Below are 19,114 nucleotides of genomic sequence, written 5' to 3'. Positions count from 1 at the left end.
TTGCTGTTATCGCCGCAGAACCAAACCTAAGAGTACGGTTCTAAATCTTTAATCGGTGGGCCATGTAGTACCTTGCCATCACAGTCAAACCGCCCCCCGTGGCAAGGACAATCCCAACTTTTCTCAGCGCTGTTCCAATTAACAATACAGCCAAGGTGAGTACACGTTGCAGAAACTGCGTGCAATGTGCCCGTTTCGTCTCGATACGCTGCAATCTGTTTGCCCTTGATCGTCACCAGCTTACCGTCCCCGACTGCCACATCATCAAAGGATTGGTGCCGTAATCCTTTCAGCCGATCGCCGATCCAGTGCACTCCTACATCGATGTTTTCCTTCAGCGATTGTGGCTTCACAAAGGGTGTTGCGCGGGTGGCATCGTAAAGCTCAGCCCAGCGGTTTTCTTGACCTAAAATCGTGTCAGCAAGCAACAGCCCTGACAGGGTACCGTTGCTCATCCCCCAAAGGCTAAACCCAGTCGCAACGTAAACATGCTGATTGAACGGAGTTAACTTGCCAATAAAGGGCAACCGATCGAAGGACACAAGATCCTGCGTAGACCAGCGATAGTCAATAGTTTCGACGCCAAACCGCGATCGAGCATAGTCCTCCAACTTCTGATACTTCTCTTCGGTGTCAGAGGTACTGCCCACTTTGTGCCCTTCGCCACCAATTAACAGTAACAAATCGCCGTTGAAGGGAGTGGTACGAATCGATCGATAATTTTGCCCAGTACCAATAAACATCCCTTGTGGAGCGCGATCGGGCGAGATGCGTGCCCCAATAATGTAAGAGCGCTTGGCATAGGTTTTGGCAAAGAATAAGCCTTGATCCAAAATCGGAGCATTGGTCGTAACCAAGACATCCTTAGCACTCACCACTCCTTGATCAGTGATCACCTGGCAGGGATCGCCTTCTTCTACCTGCTGCACTCGGGTTTTTTCAAACACGTAACTGCCATCTCCGTCGATGGTCTTGGCCAAATGTAGTAAATATTTGCGTGAATGAAACTGCGCCTGGTTATCAAACTTGACGGCTCCGACAATTGGAAAAGGCAACGTAGTCTCAGTAACAAAGGAAGCCGGCAATCCTAATGTGACGGCTGCTTCCACTTCGTCTTTGACCTCAGAGAGAGTTGCTTCTGACTCAGCAAAGGTGAATGTGCTTTGGCGACTGAAGTCACAATCAATCTGCTCGTTCTCCACTAGCGATGCAACCCACTCTACCGCCGCTTGGTTCGATTCGGCATACAAGCGGGCTTTGGCTTCGCCAATTTGCTTGATCAAATCTGCATAGATTAGCTGATGCAGTGAGGTAACTTTAGCAGTCGTGTGACCACTGGTTCCGACAGAAATTTGATCAGCTTCCAGTACAGCGACAGTTTTGCCAGCTTGTTTCAGTTGGTAAGCCGCTGTAATTCCAGCAATACCCGCTCCCACGATCGCAACGTCTACCGACACGCCTTCAAAGGTTTCCCGCACCAACGTTGGGAAATTATTCGTAGGAGTTGAATCAATCCAGTAAGAAATAGGCTTTCCTGCAAGTTGTACCATAATAGAATAGCAGTTTCGTTAATATTTGTGTCCCACTGCTACAGTAATGGGTATCTGTCAAGTCACCATCGCTCGAGAGACATAGGCAGATAATGCAGTAGCTTCTACCATTGGAAACAAGTAGAAGAGAGATGGGAAATTCAGGGGCAGGGAAGGTGGAAGGAAGCTTGTTAGGATTCTCGTTTCACAGAATAATGCAGCAGAACTTCGTGATCTAGGGTGTGAACAGATAGCAAGTTTAAACGGGGAGCTAGCTTCGCAGGGAACCCATCACCCGCTACCGGAGTCGGGGCATTCGTGCCACCTAGAATCAGGGGACATACGGTGAGCCAGAGTTCATCGATACATTCGGCTGCTAGTAGGGAGGCAACTAGTTGTCCTCCACCCAGAACTGCCAGGGTTTTAAGTTCTAGCTCAGCGAGTTGTTCGAGAATTAAGACCCAGTTTAGTTGCGCATTCGGTGGAAATGGAGCGAGAATACGATCGAACTCAGGGCGACATGACCACAGTTTGGCTCCGGCGGTGGTCGTAATTAACCATCGGGGAACCGCTTGTCGAAAGAACGGAAAGTCCGGGTTGAGTTGAGCCGATCGTGAACAAACAATATGAGTGGGTTGAGGAGGCCGCCCTTGGTGCTGCCGTTGCTGAAGCAAATCCGGCTGAGATACCCTGAGCGTGGTTCCATAGGCCCGCAAGGTTTCCGCTCCAAATAGCACTCCGTCTACTTGGGCAACTTGCGCTTCTAGATGACGTTTGTCTGCCGTAGAGCCAAACCGAGCCGCCGATCGCCAAGCATCTGCTATTTTGCCGTCGGCACTCATTGCTAAAACAACGGTTGTATGAGGACGCATAGAGATAAAAATATGGGGGACATCGCCGTCAGAATTTCCATCCCAGGGCTTGGAGTTTAAAACAGGCTAGTCAGGAGTAATTCTCAATGATTCGCTTAAAATCTAAGATTGGCTGATGTAAATGAAGAATCCTTTAAGAACAGACGCTCATCCGTAGAAGTATCCCTCATCTAAGACAAATGGGTATTAATCTCTACTTATGAAGAGTAATTTGAATATTACTCTACTGTTTAAAGTACGCGGGTTTATCTTCTTTTTGGAGGATATTGCCTCACCTTGATCAAGTGGTCATCGTTATGTTTGGTCAGTCTTCCTTTCGCCGGATTTTACTTCTACGGATTCTGCTACTCAGCATTCCCATTCTGTTTTTGGGGATGGCTGTCACCTTTCGCAAAGCTCGTACCAGTTTGCTGAATACAGCCCGCGTTAACCTGCAACAGAGCGCGATGCGGAAAGCAGAAACCATCAATAGTGAAATTCAAGCCCTTCAGACCAGCTTAGCGATCGCCAGTGAAACAGCAGCGTTGCAATTTGGCTCACCCGTTTCTTCAAAGGTGCTATTAACCCAGCTACAGCCCCAGCTACCCACCGATGTCCGCTGCCTGCAACTGCGAGATTTGAGCACCAATCGCTTAATTGCCAGCACTTGTGGCAATCGGGTGTTTGATCCAATCTCAACCCGCAATTGGACCAATCGGCGGGAAACAGCGGCTCCCGATCGCTTGCAACTCTACACATTGACTCTCAACCGCATCAATCCGCCCGACCAAGCTGACTTTACTAGCCAATTGAATTTGGTGATGGGCATTCCCGTATACGATCCTAGTGGCAATCTGCGCTATAGCCTGACGGCACAGACCATTATCCGACAAATTGAAAATGTAGACCCTTGGGTGCTACAGGGCTATACCGTGATTATGGACGCCAACGGCACGTTTCTAGCCCATCCAATGGCCGATCGCGTGCGGCAAAACATTTCCTACCAGCCTGGAGAAGATCGCTTTCAAGAAATCTTAAGCAACGCAATGCGAGGAGCACCGGGCACTCGCCATTTGTACGGGTTCATTGATTTTGATGGAGTAGAATGGCTCGCTGGATTTAGCCCGATTAACATTACGACGGCTCCGGGCATTACCCAAACCTGGACAGTTCTGTCTGTAACACCCCTAGATAGCGCGTTACAAGGTCTAAAGGAAATTACCCAAGTCTTGCTGATTCTCACGGCAGGGCTGTTGGCTGCTCATCTGTTGGCAATGCTCTATATGGCCCGAGACTTGGCGCTGCCGATCGAGCAATTAGGCAAATATGCTCTACGCATTCATAAGCGTAATCCCCAAGAACGAGCACCCAAAAACTTCCGCATTCGCGAACTCAATAACTTGGCGGAAGTGCTTGACAGCATGGTAGGGCGTTTAGAAGAACGGGCAAAAGAGCTAGAGTCTGCTTGGCAAGAAGCACGAGCCGCTAATCAACTCAAAAGCGAGTTTTTGGCCAATACGTCCCATGAGTTGAGAACTCCGCTGAATGCCATCATCGGCTGTATTCGTCTAGTGAAAGATGATTGCTGCGATACCCGCGAAGAGGAAGTAGAGTTTTTGGATCAAGCGGACAAAGCAGCCATTCACCTGCTGAAAATCATCAATGATATTTTGGATATTCAGCGGATTGAAGAGAAAAAACTCCCTCTAACCATTGAAACGATCGACCTACGACAGATTCTGAAGGAGGCGATCGATTTGGAAATTGTGCAGGCACAGCAAAAGGGGTTGCATCTCACTGCGACCCCCTTAACGGAGTCGATCTTGGTGCAGGCCGATCCGGCCCGGCTAAAGCAGGTGCTCTTAAATGTGATTTACAACGCTATTAAGTTTACTGATCAGGGCGGCATCAGCATTAATGTCCGAACAGAACTGACGACTCATCCCCCTTTAAGTGAACGCAATGGCGAACGTAGCGAAATGGGTAGCGCTACCTCCAAACCTTGGGTAATTATGGCCATTAAAGACACAGGGATTGGCATTGACCCCACCCAACAGCACAAGCTATTCCGCCCCTTTGTGATGGTCGATGGCACCACTACCCGTAAGTTTGAAGGAACCGGGTTGGGGCTGGCCATTTCTCGCAACCTGATTGAGATGATGGGTGGGCAAATCACCCTTTACAGTGACGGTGTGGGGCACGGCACTACAGTTACAATTGCCATGCCCATTGTAGAACCGCCTCAGCTTGAACCAATTCAAGATAGCCAGCCCATCAGTGAACCTTCTGCGATCGGTTAACGGATCAAAACTAAACGTCAGTTAAACTCCCATCGAGGAAGCCGGAGAGGGGCTTTCGTTCCGGGGTTACGCTTTGCTGTCCCTTCGCCCCTTGTGGAAGCAGGGATGAGGGATGAGGGAAAAAAGATCGGGCAAAGATTGGTCAGTCAACCAGCCCGTTGACCTATTTCAAGGCGACTCTCTAGCGAAACATACTGCTCACCGAGCTATCCTCATGGATGCGCCAGATCGCCTCGCCTAGTAGATTTGCCACAGACAGAACGGTCAGTTGAGCAAACTGCTTCTCCTCAGGAACTGGAATGGTGTTCGTAACAATCACTTCTTCAAAAATTCCTGCGGCCAACCGTTCCACAGCAGGCGGGGAAAACACCGCATGAGTGGCACACGCATAGATTTGCCGGGCTCCACTGTCGCGTAGCAGCCTTGCCCCTTCGCAAATCGTGCCAGCCGTATCGATCATATCGTCTACCAAGATGGCGGTCTTCCCTTCTACATCCCCAATCACGTTCAGAACTTCAGCCACATTGTGAGCTTGCCGACGCTTGTCAATAATCGCCAAGGGCGCATCATTGAGTTTTTTGGCAAAAGCTCTAGCACGAGCCACGCCTCCCACATCGGGGGATACTACTACTAGATCATCTAGATTCTTGCTCAACAGATAGTCAAGAATCACAGGTAACCCATAGACATGATCGAAAGGAATATCGAAATATCCCTGAATTTGGGCAGAATGCAAATCCATGGCCAAAACTCGACTAGCTCCTGCTTCGGTAATCAGGTTGGCGACCAGTTTCGCCGTAATTGATTCGCGCCCAGCGGTTTTGCGATCGGCCCGAGCATAGCCATAATAAGGAATGACCGCCGTAATCTGACGAGCCGAAGCTCGACGACAGGCATCGACCATGATCAGCAATTCCATGAGGTGATCATTAACCGGGTAACAAGAGGGCTGCATCAGGTAAACATCACAGCCGCGTATCGATTCTTGAATTTGAACGTAAATTTCCCCATCCGCAAAACGTTTGCGCACCATCGGCCCTAAATCCATGCCTAGGTAGCGAGCAACTTCCTGAGAAAGTGCTACATTTGCCGAACCAGAGAACAACCGAAGGCGGCTATTGTCGGCAATGTGAGACAGGGGATGCTGGAGAGGAGGAGTGGCAGTGCGGATCACAACAGGTCCTCGACGTGATAGTCACCGAAATATTAGCACCAATAGTCGATAAACATCTCTTGTAGTTTTCTCGGATACTAAACGCGATGCTTTTTCTGTAGCTCAGCATAATTTATGCTTGCAACGTTTGAACAGTTCCATCTAAATGCCACAAGCTCTCTTAAAGGCCTCACCTATCATTAATGCTTTAAAAGTTTAAGAATTAGTAATACTTTGCTATTTTCTAAGGATTGCCCCTTAAGTTCAACTCGCTTGGCTGGAGCTTGTAATTGGAGCTTGCTTTTTACAGCAGTTAGGCTCAGCCACTGCCAGCTAGTTTCCAGGCGACCCTTTGAAACTGTGTTAATTCAAGAATTGAAAGAGGGAGCCTTCTGTCAGAGCAACTATCCTTACCACAACTCCCTCCAGCCTCAGATGTCAGACTCAACCTTGCATCTCTTACTATTGCTTGGTTGAATTGGATCGTGTTGAATCGAATGGTGTACTTGATCGAATTCTGTCAAGAAACCGATGTATCGCTTAAGCTGAAAGTACGCCATTTGATTCAACCTTGAGAACAACTCAGGTCAGAAATTAGATTAAAGGCAGGCAATTTACAGATCGCCACCCCGAAATGCCAACACAAATATAACGGCGGGGCCAGCAATGACGATGAGCGCCAACATTGTTAGTTGAGCAATAACTTCCCAATTGATACCGCCAGCTATGTTTGTAATGAAATCCATTGTTCCTCCCAAGTCCCACTATCTTTACTAAGGGTTATTAAGTGATGTTTCGACGAGTAATGTCTGTCTCATATTGTACCCGGTAAGCGGACGGCCATTCTCAGGTAGAAGTGGGTTTTTAACGGTGGAATTTTGAATGAAATTTTTCGCCGTTTTTCGTTGAGCAGATTAAGCGTTAGTAAGGAAATCAACCGTATGGCTACTTGGCAGTGTGTAAAACAGTGCGGCGCTTGCTGCCATCTTGATCCGATCGATCGGCCAGATTTGGATCACTATCTCACTCCAGCCGAATTAGAGCAGTACCTCAGCTTAGTGGGGAAGGACGGCTGGTGTATTCATTTCAATGCCGAGACTCGACAGTGCAACATTTATTTCGATCGGCCGCGTTTTTGTCGGGTAGAAACCGAGGTTTTTAAGGACCTCTATGATATTGAACCGGAAGAATTGAATGATTTTGCTATTGACTGTTGCCGTCAGCAAATTGAAGGAGTCTATGGCGATCGCAGTTTGGAACTTTTGCGGTTTGATCGCGCTGTAGGGATTTAAATGGCGGAACGATCTTGCACTTTGCTGTAGGGGTATGAAAAAATGAAAGGAATATGAAAAACTTAGCCTAGGTTTGCTGCCTGTGGAACTATCTGTGATTTCTCGGTCTGCTACTCCCACCCTGGAGGGTTCTCCTACGCATTCTTTGCCGTCTCCTCCTTCTTCCCACTCTGCAAATGTTCAACTTTCGCCCCCGGTACAGCAGAACAATTTTCGCCAAGCGCTTCGAGTCTTTTTGTCTACCTTCATCACAATTTTTCTAGCAGAACTCGGCGACAAAACTCAAGTCACAACTCTGTTAATGAGTGCCGAGTCTCAATCTCCTTGGGTCGTGTTTCTAGGAGCCGGAGCCGCTTTGGTGGCTACTAGTTTATTAGGGGTATGGCTCGGTCATTGGCTATCGAAGCGGATATCAACCAGAACGCTGGAAACCGCTGCTGGTGCGATGCTGTTACTGATTGCTGTGATGCTGCTGTGGGACGTGGTGCAAGGATAGACTCAAAAATTGCCCAGAACGAGGAACAAAGAGCATGGACTGGCATTTGTTAGGTCTAAGTTTTATCACGGTTTTTTTGTCAGAGCTAGGTGATAAAAGCCAACTGGCAGCGATCGCTCTCAGCGGTAAGGGAAAATCATTGCGGGCTGTATTTTTGGGAACCACAGCGGCCCTGTTACTAGCCAGTTTCTTGGGAGTAGTACTAGGGGGAGGGGCGTCGCAGCTATTGCCGACCCGCTGGGTCAAAGCGGTTGCCGCGATCGGATTTGCGTTGATGGCGGTAAAGCTCTTGTGGGTCGGAGAGTCGCAAGTGGCTGAAGACTAAAGTCTGCGGCAACGTCTACAGAGTATAGCCAGGCATTTTTACCTTAATTAATTCATCCGTTCAATCAACCCCAACGCCTCAAAATTACCTCGTAACCCTGCTTTGTCTAAGCTTTAGGAATAGGCAAAAGGTGCGTTGAAGCGTCTTGCGGCTAAAATTAATGCTTTCTTATAGATTGGGTAAATCCACCCATATAAGGTCGGGGGCTTCTCCCCTAGTAGAGCAGGTCGCTTCTAGCGAAGATAGAACTGTAGCATTTGCCGAGAGTGCCGATCGTGGACTACCTCTATTACCTTGCGAATGCCAGTTTAACGTTGAGGGTAGTTGAGTACCTCCATACTATGCCCTGGCTTCCAGTTCGCTTCATGACCGTCATTCACCAGATTGACGGATGGGTTGTCAAAATTAAATTGCATCGCCCGTTAGATCCACAGGAAGATAAGGACTTTCGTGCCTTCCTAAACGAACTAGGAATTTCTTACGAACCAGAGATCCGCGTCAGAATGGCGCTTTGGGGGCTAGAAACCGGACAGTCTCCGGTGGAAGTCATGCGGCGATATCAAGTAGCTGTTGTGTCTCATGGACATCCCGATCGCCAAGAGATTGAAGAGTTTCGCAAGCAGTTTGTACAAGGCTTGGGATATTGTCCTGAGACCTTGGCATAGCATCCATTGCGAGTTTGAATCAGGACAAGATCTACGCTCCTGCTAACAAAATTGATAGTTTTGGGTGGTGAACATGGGCACACGGGTAAATGTGTGCCCTTACTTCTTTTTCTGATTGCGCCTTGCTTTATTATTAACTTTTAACTTTGCTCTTCCAGATTGTGACGCTGGATCAACTCCTGATTCTCCTTGTCTCCTAAGTCTTCTAAATATCGATCGCCTCATTCAAAACTTGATTGAGAGAAGCTTGCTTTAGCCCTGCTAGTGCCTTCAGGTATAAACATCCTTAATGTCTCCAAGGGAATTGTGTTCAGCAACAGCATCAAACGATTCCCTTATCCCCGTGTATGGTGTTGTCTATGAACAGTCTAAATTTGCTGAAACATCCACACTGAGACGTATGGTAGACGAACTTGCCATATCACACTATGTAGAATAGAAAGCGACTTTAGGCAACTTTACGTTGGTTTAAGAAACTTCTTAAGCGCGTGTATGTCACAATGTAGACGGTTTTGCCAACTTGAATGAATGCTTTGAAGTAGGCGTGAGTCATGGAATTTATATATGAGTATGCCTGGTTAATCCCCGTCCTGCCGCTGGCAGGGGCGATGATCCTAGGCTTAGGTCTGATCTCTTACGGCAAGACCGTGAGTAAATTACGTCAACCAAGTGCAGTTTTCATCGTTTCTCTGATGGGAGCAACGATGGTGCTGTCGTTTGCGCTGTTGTGGAGTCAAATTCACGGACATGCTCCCTATGCTCGATCGATTGAGTGGGCCGCAGCGGGAGATTTTCGACTGACGATGGGCTATGTGGTCGATCACCTCACCTCGTTGATGTTGGTGATTGTGACAACAGTAGCCTTCTTCGTCATGATCTACACCGATGGCTACATGGCGCATGATCCCGGTTATGTTCGCTTCTATGCATACCTTAGTTTGTTCAGTTCCTCCATGTTGGGCCTGGTCGTCAGCCCTAACTTGTTGCAGGTGTATGTGTTTTGGGAATTGGTGGGCATGTGTTCCTACCTCTTGATCGGCTTCTGGTACGATCGCAAAGCCGCTGCTGATGCCTGTCAAAAAGCCTTTGTGACCAACCGCGTCGGTGACTTTGGCTTGCTGCTGGGCATGTTGGGGCTATTTTGGGCCACGGGCAGCTTTGACTTTGAAATCATGGGCGATCGATTGCTGGAACTAGTGCAAACCGGAGCGATCGGGGGCGGATTGGCCGCTTTCTTTGCGGTGCTGGTGTTCATGGGTCCGGTGGCCAAGTCGGCACAGGTTCCCTTGCATGTGTGGTTGCCTGACGCGATGGAAGGCCCCACGCCAATTTCCGCTCTGATTCATGCTGCAACAATGGTGGCAGCCGGGGTGTTCCTAATTGCTCGCATGTATCCTGTGTTTGAGCATATTCCCTCGGCAATGACGGTGATTGCTTGGACGGGAACTGTCACCGCCTTCATTGGTGCGACGATCGCTATTACCCAAAACGATATCAAGAAGGGACTCGCGTACTCTACCATGTCGCAGTTGGGCTACATGGTAATGGCAATGGGGGTTGGAGCTTACGGTGCCGGATTGTTTCACCTGATGACCCACGCTTATTTCAAAGCCATGCTGTTTCTGGGATCAGGTTCAGTGATTCACGGTATGGAAGGCGTGGTAGGACATGATCCCGCGTTGGCACAAGATATGCGCTTAATGGGTGGTTTGCGCAAGTATATGCCCATTACTGCCATTACCTTCTTGATTGGCAATTTGGCGATCTGCGGCATTCCACCGTTTGCAGGATTTTGGTCGAAAGATGAAATTATTGGCTCCACCTTCGAGGTGAATCCGCTGATGTGGGGGGTGGCCTGGCTGACAGCAGGCATTACCGCTTTCTACATGTTCCGCATGTATTTCAGCACCTTTGAAGGCTCCTTCCGGGGCAATGATGGTGAGATCAAGCGGCAGTTGAAGGTGGCGCAACTCCAAAAAATGGGGTTATCGCTGGGGCCGGGAGCAATGAACCCACAAGAACTGACGATGGACGCAGACACCCATGGTGATAATCATGACGACCACGGTCATCACAGCGATTCGCCGCACGAGTCTCCTTGGAGCATGACGATTCCGCTAATTGCTCTGGCGATTCCATCAATTTTCATTGGCTTGGTAGGAACTCCCTTCGCTAACTACTTTGAAGCATTCATTCATCCACCTGGCGAAGTGATTGAAGGCATTCCTTCGGAAGTCGATCTAGCTGAGTTCCTGATTATGGGTGGCAGTTCGGTCGGCATTTCGTTGATTGGCATTACGCTGGCTTCATTGATGTATCTGCGCGGCAAGATTGACCCGGCGGCGATCGCCAACACCATCAAGCCGCTATACAACCTGTCGTTGAACAAGTGGTATTTCGATGATATTTACGAGGTTCTGTTTGTGCAGGGCAGCCGTCGCCTCGCGAGACAGGTACTAGAAGTGGATGTGCGCATTGTCGATGGACTGGTTAACTTGGCAGGGTTTGTGACACTGGTGACAGGGGAAGGGTTGAAGTACCTAGAAAATGGACGGGTTCAGTTCTATGCGCTGATTGTGTTTGGTGCTGTGCTGGGCCTAGTGCTCGTGTCTGGCATTACCTAAAGCTGAGGTTCCAGACGGGCGATCGAGTAGGGCAGGTTGAGAACAAACTAAATCGTGTATTCATACTGCGTAGCTTTAGCGTCATCAACCTGCTCCAAGCCAGTTGTTACTATTCCCATCCTCTACACCACCCAAAGAATTTTCATAACAAATCATCTATGAATACAGCCGATTTTCCTTGGTTGACGACGGTTATACTCTTGCCTATTGTGGCAGCCCTCCTCATTCCCCTAGTTCCGGATAAGGGAGATGGTAAGACTGTGCGTTGGTATGCCTTGATCGTGGGCTTAATTGATTTTGTCATCACAGCCTATGCCTTCGCCACGCGCTATGACTTGTCTGACCCAGGAATGCAACTGTTTGAAAGCTATGCCTGGGTTCCCTCGCTCGATCTCAACTGGTCGGTAGGAGCAGACGGACTGTCGATGCCGTTGATTCTGCTGACCAGCTTTATCACAACACTGGCAATTTTGGCTTCGTGGCCCGTTACCCTCAAACCCAAACTGTTCTATTTTCTGATGTTGGCCATGTATGGTGGTCAAATTGGGGTGTTTGCGGTGCAGGATATGCTGTTGTTCTTCTTAATGTGGGAACTGGAACTGATTCCGGTTTACTTGCTGCTGTCAATCTGGGGCGGCAAGAAGCGGCAATATGCAGCGACGAAGTTCATTTTGTATACGGCAGGTGGATCGCTGTTCATTCTCGTGGCAGCCTTGGCGATGGCCTTCTACGGCGACACTGTTACCTTTGATATGCGATCGCTGATGCAGAAAGACTTCCCCATCAACATGCAGCTATTGCTGTATGGCGCGTTTCTAATCGCCTATGCAGTGAAATTGCCGATTTTTCCGTTGCACACCTGGTTGCCCGATGCCCACGGTGAAGCGACGGCTCCAGTGCATATGCTGCTGGCAGGGATTCTGCTGAAAATGGGTGGCTATGCGTTGATCCGCATGAATGTCGAGATGTTGCCCGATGCGCACGTGTATTTTGCGCCGGCCTTAATTATTTTGGGCATTGTCAACATTATCTATGCGGCGCTGACCTCCTTTGCCCAGCGCAACCTGAAGCGCAAGATTGCCTATTCATCAATTTCCCACATGGGATTTGTGCTGATTGGGATCGCGTCCTTTACCGATCTGGGTTTGAGCGGAGCCATTCTGCAAATGGTGTCACATGGTTTGATTGGAGCCAGCCTCTTCTTTTTGGTGGGGGCAACCTACGATCGCACTCATACGTTAATCCTGGATGAAATGGGCGGCGTGGGCAAGAAGATGCCGAAGATTTTTGCCATGTTCACCGCTTGTTCCTTAGCATCCCTGGCTCTGCCGGGTATGAGCGGGTTCGTAGCGGAGTTGATGGTGTTTGTTGGCTTTGCGACTAGTGATGCCTATGGACTGGTGTTTAAGACGATCGTGGTGCTATTGGCGGCCGTAGGCGTGATTTTGACGCCAATTTATTTGCTGTCGATGCTGCGCGAGATCTTCTACGGACCTGAAAACAAAGAGCTAGTCGAACACGAGGTTTTGGTTGATGCTGAGCCGCGTGAAGTGTTCATCATTGCTTGTCTGCTGATTCCGATCATTGGCATTGGCTTGTATCCCAAGCTACTCACCCAAATTTATGATGTGAAGACGCTGGCTATTACCGATAAGTTAGAAAACTCATTGACCACCCTAGCCGATCAACAAATGCGATCGAGACCATTAGCCCAGCGACCTCTGGAAGCTCCCAGCATTCACTGACCTGTAAGTTAGTTTATTGAGAGTTCTACTTATTCCATCGATTCAGCAATGATGCCAGGGGCAGCCAACCTGCCTCTTTTTTATGTCTGTTGGTTTTTTTAAGGGTGTCTACCGATCGAGACGGGCTGACGATCGCGGCAACGACCCATCCTCACAGCGACAGCACTGCACACATAGTGAAAAAGCGATGCCTACCAATGGTAGTTCCACTAGCAGTTGCACTGAAGCCGGTGCAATAGCAAAACTCCAAATCAGTAGAATTATGCTGCTAAGAGAGACAGCAATCACGGGAATATCATCAGTGGCTTTACGACCTAGCCAGAGAATCGCGATGCCGAGGAGCAAAAAGATGAGGAAGCTCATGGAAGTTGGGGGTTAGGAGTTAGAAATTAGAGGGGGTAAAGCGTTACATGTCTCATAGCTGTTTCTCTAGCTTAATCATAAAGAATCCATCCATTTGGTGTTGATGAGGTAACACTTTAATCCAACCTCGATCGCCAACCAAACTAGCTGCCAAGGAAGAGGAAGGTGGGCCAGCAATTGTCCAATCGGAATGCTCGGCCAAAAACCATTCAACCATCGCTTCGTTTTCAGCGGGATGCAGCGTACAGGTAGCATAGACTAGGATGCCGCCGGGTTTGACCCAGGTTGCTGCCTCGGACAACAACTCAGTTTGCAGATGCGCTAATTCTGTGACGGTTTCAGGTGTTTGCCGCCAACGGGCATCGGCATGACGGTGCAGGGTTCCCAACCCAGAGCAGGGAGCATCTAACAAAACACGATCGGCTTGTCGAACAAATTGAGGTTGACGGCGACTGTCCCCTACCAAGGTGCGAATACAGCTAAGTTGCAACCGATCGGCATTTTCCTGCACCTTTTTCAACCGTGAGGCATGGCGATCGAGGGCCCAAACGGTACCGCGATCCTGCATCAGTTCCGCCAAATGGGTACTTTTGCCGCCGGGGGCCGCACAGGCATCAATTACCACTTCTCCCGGTTGTGGATCAAGCAAATGACTGACCAACTGGGCACTGCCATCTTGCACCACCCACCAGCCAGCGGCAAATCCCGGTAACGATCGCACTGATCCAACACTGGGCGGTAGGCACAACGCCTGTGGTAAGCCAGGAATTCGCTGTACCTGAATTTCCTGCTGTTGCATCGCCGCTTCTACTTGATCGATCGTCGTTTGCCGCGGATTAATGCGTAGGTGAATGCGAGCCGGTTGATTTAGCCACTCACATAACCGCTCTGTTTCTGCCTCCCCAAACTGCTGGAGCCATACTGCCACTATCCAATCGGGATAGCTGTGCTGAATGCCAAGTCGGGCGATCGGCTCATCCGGTAACTGAAGCGGAGTGGGCAGCAATCGAATATATTGACGCAACAGTCCATTGACAAATCCCGCTAAGCCTCTGAACCCGTTTTCCTTGGCCAACTCGACCGTTGTATCGACGGCGGCGGAAGCAGGAATCTGGTGCAGATAGCGCAACTGATACAACCCCATCTGCAAAATTAAGCGCAAGTCGGGTGGCTGGGATTTCTTCGTTGCCAACTGATCAATCAAAACATCCAAAGTCCGCTGACGCCGTAAACAGCCGTACACTAATTCCGTCACTAACCGCCGATCAACCTCCGCCATCTGAGGTTGCAACACTCGATCGAGCGCCACATCGGCATAGGCTCCCTGCTGCACCGATCGCAACGCCAAAAATGCTAATTGTCGAGGATCTGCATCCTTTCCCATGTCCCCCTTCCCCCTTCCCTATTCCCAACTCCCCACTACATCCGGTCCGAAGAATCGATCGCGGAAGTATCGGACGTGGAAATTGCCGCTTCTTGCAGAATAGAGCTATAGCGATCTTGTTTTCCGCGAGGCGTCACCAACCAATCATGATTACCACGCAGCAGATCATAAATACCAACCATGGCAATCACATTTTTGAAGGAAATGTAGGGAACCAGCAGCAGCATATGTTTGATGTAATAGATGACTGGGTAGCGGGTAGAAGCAACTTTCGCTGTCATCAACGTCTGATATATGCCGCTAAAGAAAGTCAGGAGGGTGCTAAACCAGAGGTACTGGTCGATCGCCGGGGGAATGGTGCCGCGATACAGCGACAGGCTTAGCCCCAGCGGAATAATTTGAATAGCAATCAAAGCATAGAATTCGCAATAACACAGCAGATACGTCCAGAAGATTTTTTGCCACAGATTGAGCTTGTGCGACTGCCAAATACGCGGCTGATACTTCAATGCCACTTCCAGCCAGCCTTGGGCCCAACGTTTGCGCTGAAACCAGAAAGATTGAATATCAACAGGAGCCAGTTCGGTACTGATAATGCTGCGATCGTGCAAGATATGATATCCCGTCAGCAGAGTCCGCATTGATGCATCAATATCTTCAGTCAGCATTACCGGATTAAAGCGAATTTGCCGCAACACCGAGGTGCGCCAATAGCCATTGGAACCGCCAAAAATACTGGAATCGGTGAGAAATGATTTGGCAGCGTGAACAATACCATACATCATTTCAAACTCAACGGCGATCGTTTCAGTTAATAAATTTTGGCCATGATTGCGAATGACGCTGCGCCCTTGCACTACATCATATCCCTGTTCAATCCAGCGCCAAGCCCGCGCAAAACAATCGGGAGCCGGATGATGATCGGCATCCAAAATGCAAGTGATTTCCCCAGTGACAATTTCCAAGGCAGCATTGAGGTTTTCAGCTTTAGAGCAACTACCTTCTACTCTTAGTAACTGCAATTCTGGATAGCGTTGAGCCAAGCAGCGCAAATTACCTTCAATGGGCAAGTCCATCGGCGTGTTGTAGGACAGAATAACTTCAAGTCCAGCTTGAGGTCGATGAACGTTCAACAAAATATGTTCGATCGTCTCTAAAATAATGTCCTGCTCATTGGGAAGATAGGCCGCAATCACTAATGAACAGCGCGGAACTGGGTGTTTAGACACCGGAAGTCGCGCTCCTGCTATCCCCAGCGCCACCTTAAGAGAATAACGCAGTGGATTGAGAGTTCCTGCTGCTAACTGCTGTTTATAGGCATCGGTGGCAAAGCGCCGAAACATGGCGGTAGAGGATTCCAATAGTAGAATCAATGCGCCAACCAAATAAACCGTACCGATCGCTAGGTGCAGGTCAATCAAATCCCACCCAGCCAAGCGGAGGCTATAGAAAAAAAACGTAGAAACACCGATCAAAACAACGTGCGTAAATGCCGCCTTCTTCAGTTCGATCGACCAATTTCTTGCTTTTGCCCTCTTGCGTTCAGCCGACCACTTCCTCACATAACCCTCCATATTGAAGACAAAGTTTGAGCGCTATTCAATCCCGGTCATCCAACTTTAACGCTAACGACTTCAACCCTGACCCATGTCGATCGGTTGATTGTCAATGGGTTGATCCCACGGAACATCTTTCATTTTCAAGCAGGCGATCGAAGTTGAGATAAAACGGGCATTGAATGTCATTTCAATTCAGTAGTTTGCTATTTAACCGCGCTGCCTCATGACAGGTGCAATATGCTACCCATCTGAAAGCTGAACGAAACGGAACAACCATGTCAGCAACATTGCCAATTAGCTGTAGATGCGACAGCTAATCAACTATGTCAACACGGGTCATGCCAGTTTTCGATACAGGTGAAGAAGGAGTACTTCGATGCTACTACTATCTTTGCGTTCTTCTCTAACCAGACAGTGCCAGTTGGACAAAAGAACTTTGACTCAGTTATAGAATTTCTGCAACTCTTCCGAGGTAGAAATTTGGACAATGTGTAACACTTAACACAGTTTGACCTGTGTGATGCTAAATAATTCATTTAGAACGTTTAAGAGGTTGAGAGGGTTCCAATTCTCTCTGTTTCTTACAAGGCAACCTAGTTGTTCTCACGTTGTGATTCGTTGCTAGCAAACGCCATCAAACTAGAAAACGGCAGCTTCAGTATTCTCCAACAGAACCTCGATCGTTTGTCCGGGTTCTATCTCTACCGTGGCATAGCTGCCGTCGCCCAAAAATCCATTCAAATATAACTCGTCTTCATATTGAGCGAAAACCGTATACTCGCCGGGTGGCAATGCCACTGAAAACTGGCCATTAGCATCAGTTTCTAGCTGTTGTAACAGGGCAGGATGCTGCTGAGCTTCACTAACAGCCCAACGCGGTGAGCCGTGACTGGGAATGCGTCCTGTAAAAATCCAAACGGTAGTTTGCACAGGTTCAATACGGGCTTGAGGCGATCGAGTTCCAATACCAGGTTCACCAATACGCGGCATAAAGTCACCTGTCAATCGTTGCACTGTGCCTTGAATGCCTTGATCGTCAGCCCGTTGAGACGTATCTTGTTCAGCTTTGTTTGCCACAGAATTAAAATCCATCGAATGTTGAGGTGGCATGGCGATCGTACAACCAAACAGCCCCAGTGCGAAAGCTACTAATGAACCATATTGCATTCGACTTAATCTCACTTACCCGTCCCCCTTTACTTTGTACATCAATTCTCCACCTCCCAATTCCCAACTTCTACTACCTCAACCTCCCCCTTTAGTTGGTTGAGTTAAGCGAAAAAGTTCACATAAAATTCTTGAGCCTCGTAGCAGGAGTTACTTAGACCTAACCGCGCTCGGGCTATAACTAAGCTTAGAAGCGTTTGTAAAGAACAAGCAACATTTCTCGTCAACCTTGTCCTGGTTCACTTGTCTGATTTTTGTGGCACTCAAAACAGCAGATAAAAGGAGTTGAAGATGGCAGATATTGCTGGAAAGCAATTTTCTCAGCGCGTGGTCATTGTTGGCGGTGGATTTGGCGGACTCTATGCTGCAAAGGAGCTTGGGCGGGTTCCGGTTCAGGTAACGCTGGTAGACAAACGCAATTTTCATCTGTTTCAACCCTTGCTATATCAAGTCGCAACAGGTACACTTTCGCCAGCTGATATTTCCTCTCCCTTGCGAGGCATTCTGAGTAGAAACCGAAACACGAAGGTGCTGATGGATGAAGTGGTGGATGTTGACCCTACTCAGCAAAAGGTGATGTTGCGAGGTGGTGAGTTGGAATACGATACGCTGATTGTGGCCACTGGGGTCAGCCATCACTATTTCGGGAACGATCATTGGAAACCTACGGCTCCAGGCTTAAAAACTGTGGAAGATGCCCTAGAGATGCGTCGGCGCATCTTCATGGCCTTTGAAGCGGCAGAACAAGAAACCGACCCAGAGAAGCGCAAAGCCTGGTTGACGTTTGTGATTGTGGGGGGAGGCCCGACTGGGGTTGAATTAGCTGGGGCGATCGCCGAATTAGCCTTTAAGACTTTGAAACAAGACTTTCGCGATATTGACACTAGCGACGCCAGAATTCTGCTTCTGGAAGGCATGGATCGGATTTTACCGCCCTATCCGCCCGATCTTTCTGCCAAAGCGGCCGAATCCCTGACAGACTTGGGTGTTACCATCTGCACCAACACCTTGGTGACAAACATTGAAAACAATGTGGTTACGGCAAAACAGGGAGATCACCTTGAGCAGATTCCAGCCCAAACGATTCTCTGGGCAGCTGGTGTCAAGGCTTCTGCAATGGGCAAAGTCTTAGAGCAACGCACCGGGGCAAGTCTCGATCGTTCCGGCCGAGTAATTGTTGAGCCAGATCTCAGCATTGCCAACTATCCCAACATTTTCGTTGTGGGAGATCTAGCAAACTATACGCATCAAGACGGAAAACCGTTGCCAGGGGTTGCCCCCGTAGCCGTACAAGAAGGTCAATATGTGGCTCGGCTCATCAAAGAACGGCTGAACGGTAAAACCATTCCTCCCTTCCGCTACAACAACTCTGGTAGTCTTGCCGTCATTGGACAAAACAAAGCAGTGGCCGACCTGGGACGACTAAAACTCTCTGGCCCCTTAGCTTGGCTAATCTGGGTGTTTGCGCACATCTATTATCTGATTGAGTTCGACAACAAGCTGATTGTGCTGTTGCAATGGGGATGGAACTACTTCACCCGCAATCGAGGGGCGCGTCTGATCACGGGAGAAGGAACGCTAGGACAGGTAACTAGTGATGAAGCTAGCGATTATCGGGCAGCAGCCAGCGCAAAATCGCCCGTTGAGGTGTAAGCAACCTG

General features: G+C 48.9%; 16 protein-coding genes. 8 read left to right on the top strand and 8 right to left on the bottom strand.

What is annotated here, in order from left to right; all coding sequences use genetic code 11:
- Positions 1 to 26: 26 nt before the first annotated feature.
- Together OXH18_RS23290 and OXH18_RS23285 are read right to left on the bottom strand one after the other, a co-directional pair.
- Positions 27 to 1,550 carry an FAD-dependent oxidoreductase gene (locus OXH18_RS23290; RefSeq protein ID WP_268609900.1) on the bottom strand — a complete coding sequence of 508 codons (1,524 nt, stop codon included), beginning with the start codon at positions 1,548 to 1,550 and terminating at the stop codon, positions 27 to 29.
- A gap of 170 nt (positions 1,551 to 1,720) precedes the next feature.
- Positions 1,721 to 2,401, bottom strand: coding sequence for a RibD family protein (locus OXH18_RS23285; RefSeq protein WP_268609899.1), 681 nt, complete (start codon positions 2,399 to 2,401; stop codon positions 1,721 to 1,723).
- 296 nt (positions 2,402 to 2,697) lie between these two features.
- Between OXH18_RS23285 and OXH18_RS23280 the strand changes: the two genes are divergently transcribed.
- On the top strand, positions 2,698 to 4,680 hold the full coding sequence (locus tag OXH18_RS23280) for a sensor histidine kinase (protein WP_268609897.1): 1,983 nt from the start codon (positions 2,698 to 2,700) through the stop codon (positions 4,678 to 4,680).
- A gap of 181 nt (positions 4,681 to 4,861) precedes the next feature.
- On the opposite strand, the gene OXH18_RS23275 is transcribed toward OXH18_RS23280, so the two are convergent.
- Complete coding sequence (locus OXH18_RS23275) at positions 4,862 to 5,854, bottom strand: ribose-phosphate pyrophosphokinase (protein ID WP_290428427.1); 993 nt, start codon at positions 5,852 to 5,854, stop codon at positions 4,862 to 4,864.
- A gap of 593 nt (positions 5,855 to 6,447) precedes the next feature.
- Positions 6,448 to 6,579 (bottom strand): photosystem II reaction center protein Ycf12/Psb30, encoded by a 132-nt coding sequence (psb30, locus tag OXH18_RS23270; protein ID WP_268609896.1) that lies wholly within the window; start codon positions 6,577 to 6,579, stop codon positions 6,448 to 6,450.
- Between the two features lie 195 nt (positions 6,580 to 6,774).
- Between psb30 and OXH18_RS23265 the strand changes: the two genes are divergently transcribed.
- The 6 genes from OXH18_RS23265 (at position 6,775) to ndhD1 (ending at position 12,980) form a co-directional block, all read left to right on the top strand.
- Positions 6,775 to 7,125, top strand: coding sequence for a YkgJ family cysteine cluster protein (locus OXH18_RS23265; RefSeq protein WP_268609895.1), 351 nt, complete (start codon positions 6,775 to 6,777; stop codon positions 7,123 to 7,125).
- A gap of 82 nt (positions 7,126 to 7,207) precedes the next feature.
- On the top strand, positions 7,208 to 7,621 hold the full coding sequence (locus OXH18_RS23260) for a TMEM165/GDT1 family protein (protein WP_268609894.1): 414 nt from the start codon (positions 7,208 to 7,210) through the stop codon (positions 7,619 to 7,621).
- A gap of 34 nt (positions 7,622 to 7,655) precedes the next feature.
- Complete coding sequence (locus tag OXH18_RS23255; RefSeq protein ID WP_268609893.1) at positions 7,656 to 7,946, top strand: TMEM165/GDT1 family protein; 291 nt, start codon at positions 7,656 to 7,658, stop codon at positions 7,944 to 7,946.
- Between the two features lie 275 nt (positions 7,947 to 8,221).
- Entirely contained in the window at positions 8,222 to 8,611 is a 390-nt protein-coding gene (locus OXH18_RS23250) for a hypothetical protein (RefSeq protein ID WP_268609891.1), read from the top strand.
- A 551-nt stretch (positions 8,612 to 9,162) separates the two neighbouring features.
- Positions 9,163 to 11,235 (top strand): NAD(P)H-quinone oxidoreductase subunit 5, encoded by a 2,073-nt coding sequence (locus OXH18_RS23245; protein WP_268609890.1) that lies wholly within the window; start codon positions 9,163 to 9,165, stop codon positions 11,233 to 11,235.
- Positions 11,236 to 11,393: 158 nt separating this feature from the next.
- Positions 11,394 to 12,980 carry a photosynthetic/respiratory NAD(P)H-quinone oxidoreductase subunit D1 gene (gene ndhD1, locus OXH18_RS23240; RefSeq protein ID WP_268609889.1) on the top strand — a complete coding sequence of 529 codons (1,587 nt, stop codon included), beginning with the start codon at positions 11,394 to 11,396 and terminating at the stop codon, positions 12,978 to 12,980.
- A 108-nt stretch (positions 12,981 to 13,088) separates the two neighbouring features.
- On the opposite strand, the gene OXH18_RS23235 is transcribed toward ndhD1, so the two are convergent.
- The 4 genes from OXH18_RS23235 to OXH18_RS23220 all read right to left on the bottom strand — a co-directional run bounded on the left by OXH18_RS23235 (position 13,089) and on the right by OXH18_RS23220 (position 17,453).
- On the bottom strand, positions 13,089 to 13,343 hold the full coding sequence (locus tag OXH18_RS23235; RefSeq protein WP_268609888.1) for a hypothetical protein: 255 nt from the start codon (positions 13,341 to 13,343) through the stop codon (positions 13,089 to 13,091).
- A 52-nt stretch (positions 13,344 to 13,395) separates the two neighbouring features.
- Positions 13,396 to 14,727, bottom strand: a complete 1,332-nt coding sequence (locus tag OXH18_RS23230; RefSeq protein WP_268609887.1) for a 16S rRNA (cytosine(967)-C(5))-methyltransferase — start codon at positions 14,725 to 14,727, stop codon at positions 13,396 to 13,398.
- A 35-nt stretch (positions 14,728 to 14,762) separates the two neighbouring features.
- The gene (locus OXH18_RS23225) at positions 14,763 to 16,289 is read right to left on the bottom strand and encodes a glycosyltransferase family 2 protein (protein ID WP_268609886.1); all 1,527 of its coding nucleotides are present in this window, start codon (positions 16,287 to 16,289) and stop codon (positions 14,763 to 14,765) included.
- 636 nt (positions 16,290 to 16,925) lie between these two features.
- The gene (locus OXH18_RS23220) at positions 16,926 to 17,453 is read right to left on the bottom strand and encodes a carboxypeptidase-like regulatory domain-containing protein (protein ID WP_268609884.1); all 528 of its coding nucleotides are present in this window, start codon (positions 17,451 to 17,453) and stop codon (positions 16,926 to 16,928) included.
- A 291-nt stretch (positions 17,454 to 17,744) separates the two neighbouring features.
- Here OXH18_RS23220 and OXH18_RS23215 point away from each other — a divergent pair, with 291 nt between their 5' ends.
- Positions 17,745 to 19,106, top strand: coding sequence for an NAD(P)/FAD-dependent oxidoreductase (locus OXH18_RS23215; RefSeq protein WP_268609883.1), 1,362 nt, complete (start codon positions 17,745 to 17,747; stop codon positions 19,104 to 19,106).
- The last annotated feature ends 8 nt before the right edge of the window (positions 19,107 to 19,114 follow it).

This window comes from Thermocoleostomius sinensis A174, assembly GCF_026802175.1.
Lineage (GTDB): Bacteria > Cyanobacteriota > Cyanobacteriia > Elainellales > Elainellaceae > Thermocoleostomius > Thermocoleostomius sinensis.
This window is presented reverse-complemented; position numbering and strand designations above follow the sequence as displayed.

Coding starts and splice junctions, on each gene's coding strand:
- OXH18_RS23290 (WP_268609900.1), bottom strand. CDS start 1,550: ATGGTACAACTTGCAGGAAAGCCTATTTCTTACTGGATTGATTCAACT.
- OXH18_RS23285 (WP_268609899.1), bottom strand. CDS start 2,401: ATGCGTCCTCATACAACCGTTGTTTTAGCAATGAGTGCCGACGGCAAA.
- OXH18_RS23280 (WP_268609897.1), top strand. CDS start 2,698: ATGTTTGGTCAGTCTTCCTTTCGCCGGATTTTACTTCTACGGATTCTG.
- psb30 (WP_268609896.1), bottom strand. CDS start 6,579: ATGGATTTCATTACAAACATAGCTGGCGGTATCAATTGGGAAGTTATT.
- OXH18_RS23265 (WP_268609895.1), top strand. CDS start 6,775: ATGGCTACTTGGCAGTGTGTAAAACAGTGCGGCGCTTGCTGCCATCTT.
- OXH18_RS23255 (WP_268609893.1), top strand. CDS start 7,656: ATGGACTGGCATTTGTTAGGTCTAAGTTTTATCACGGTTTTTTTGTCA.
- OXH18_RS23245 (WP_268609890.1), top strand. CDS start 9,163: ATGGAATTTATATATGAGTATGCCTGGTTAATCCCCGTCCTGCCGCTG.
- ndhD1 (WP_268609889.1), top strand. CDS start 11,394: ATGAATACAGCCGATTTTCCTTGGTTGACGACGGTTATACTCTTGCCT.
- OXH18_RS23235 (WP_268609888.1), bottom strand. CDS start 13,343: ATGAGCTTCCTCATCTTTTTGCTCCTCGGCATCGCGATTCTCTGGCTA.
- OXH18_RS23230 (WP_268609887.1), bottom strand. CDS start 14,727: ATGGGAAAGGATGCAGATCCTCGACAATTAGCATTTTTGGCGTTGCGA.
- OXH18_RS23220 (WP_268609884.1), bottom strand. CDS start 17,453: ATGCAATATGGTTCATTAGTAGCTTTCGCACTGGGGCTGTTTGGTTGT.
- OXH18_RS23215 (WP_268609883.1), top strand. CDS start 17,745: ATGGCAGATATTGCTGGAAAGCAATTTTCTCAGCGCGTGGTCATTGTT.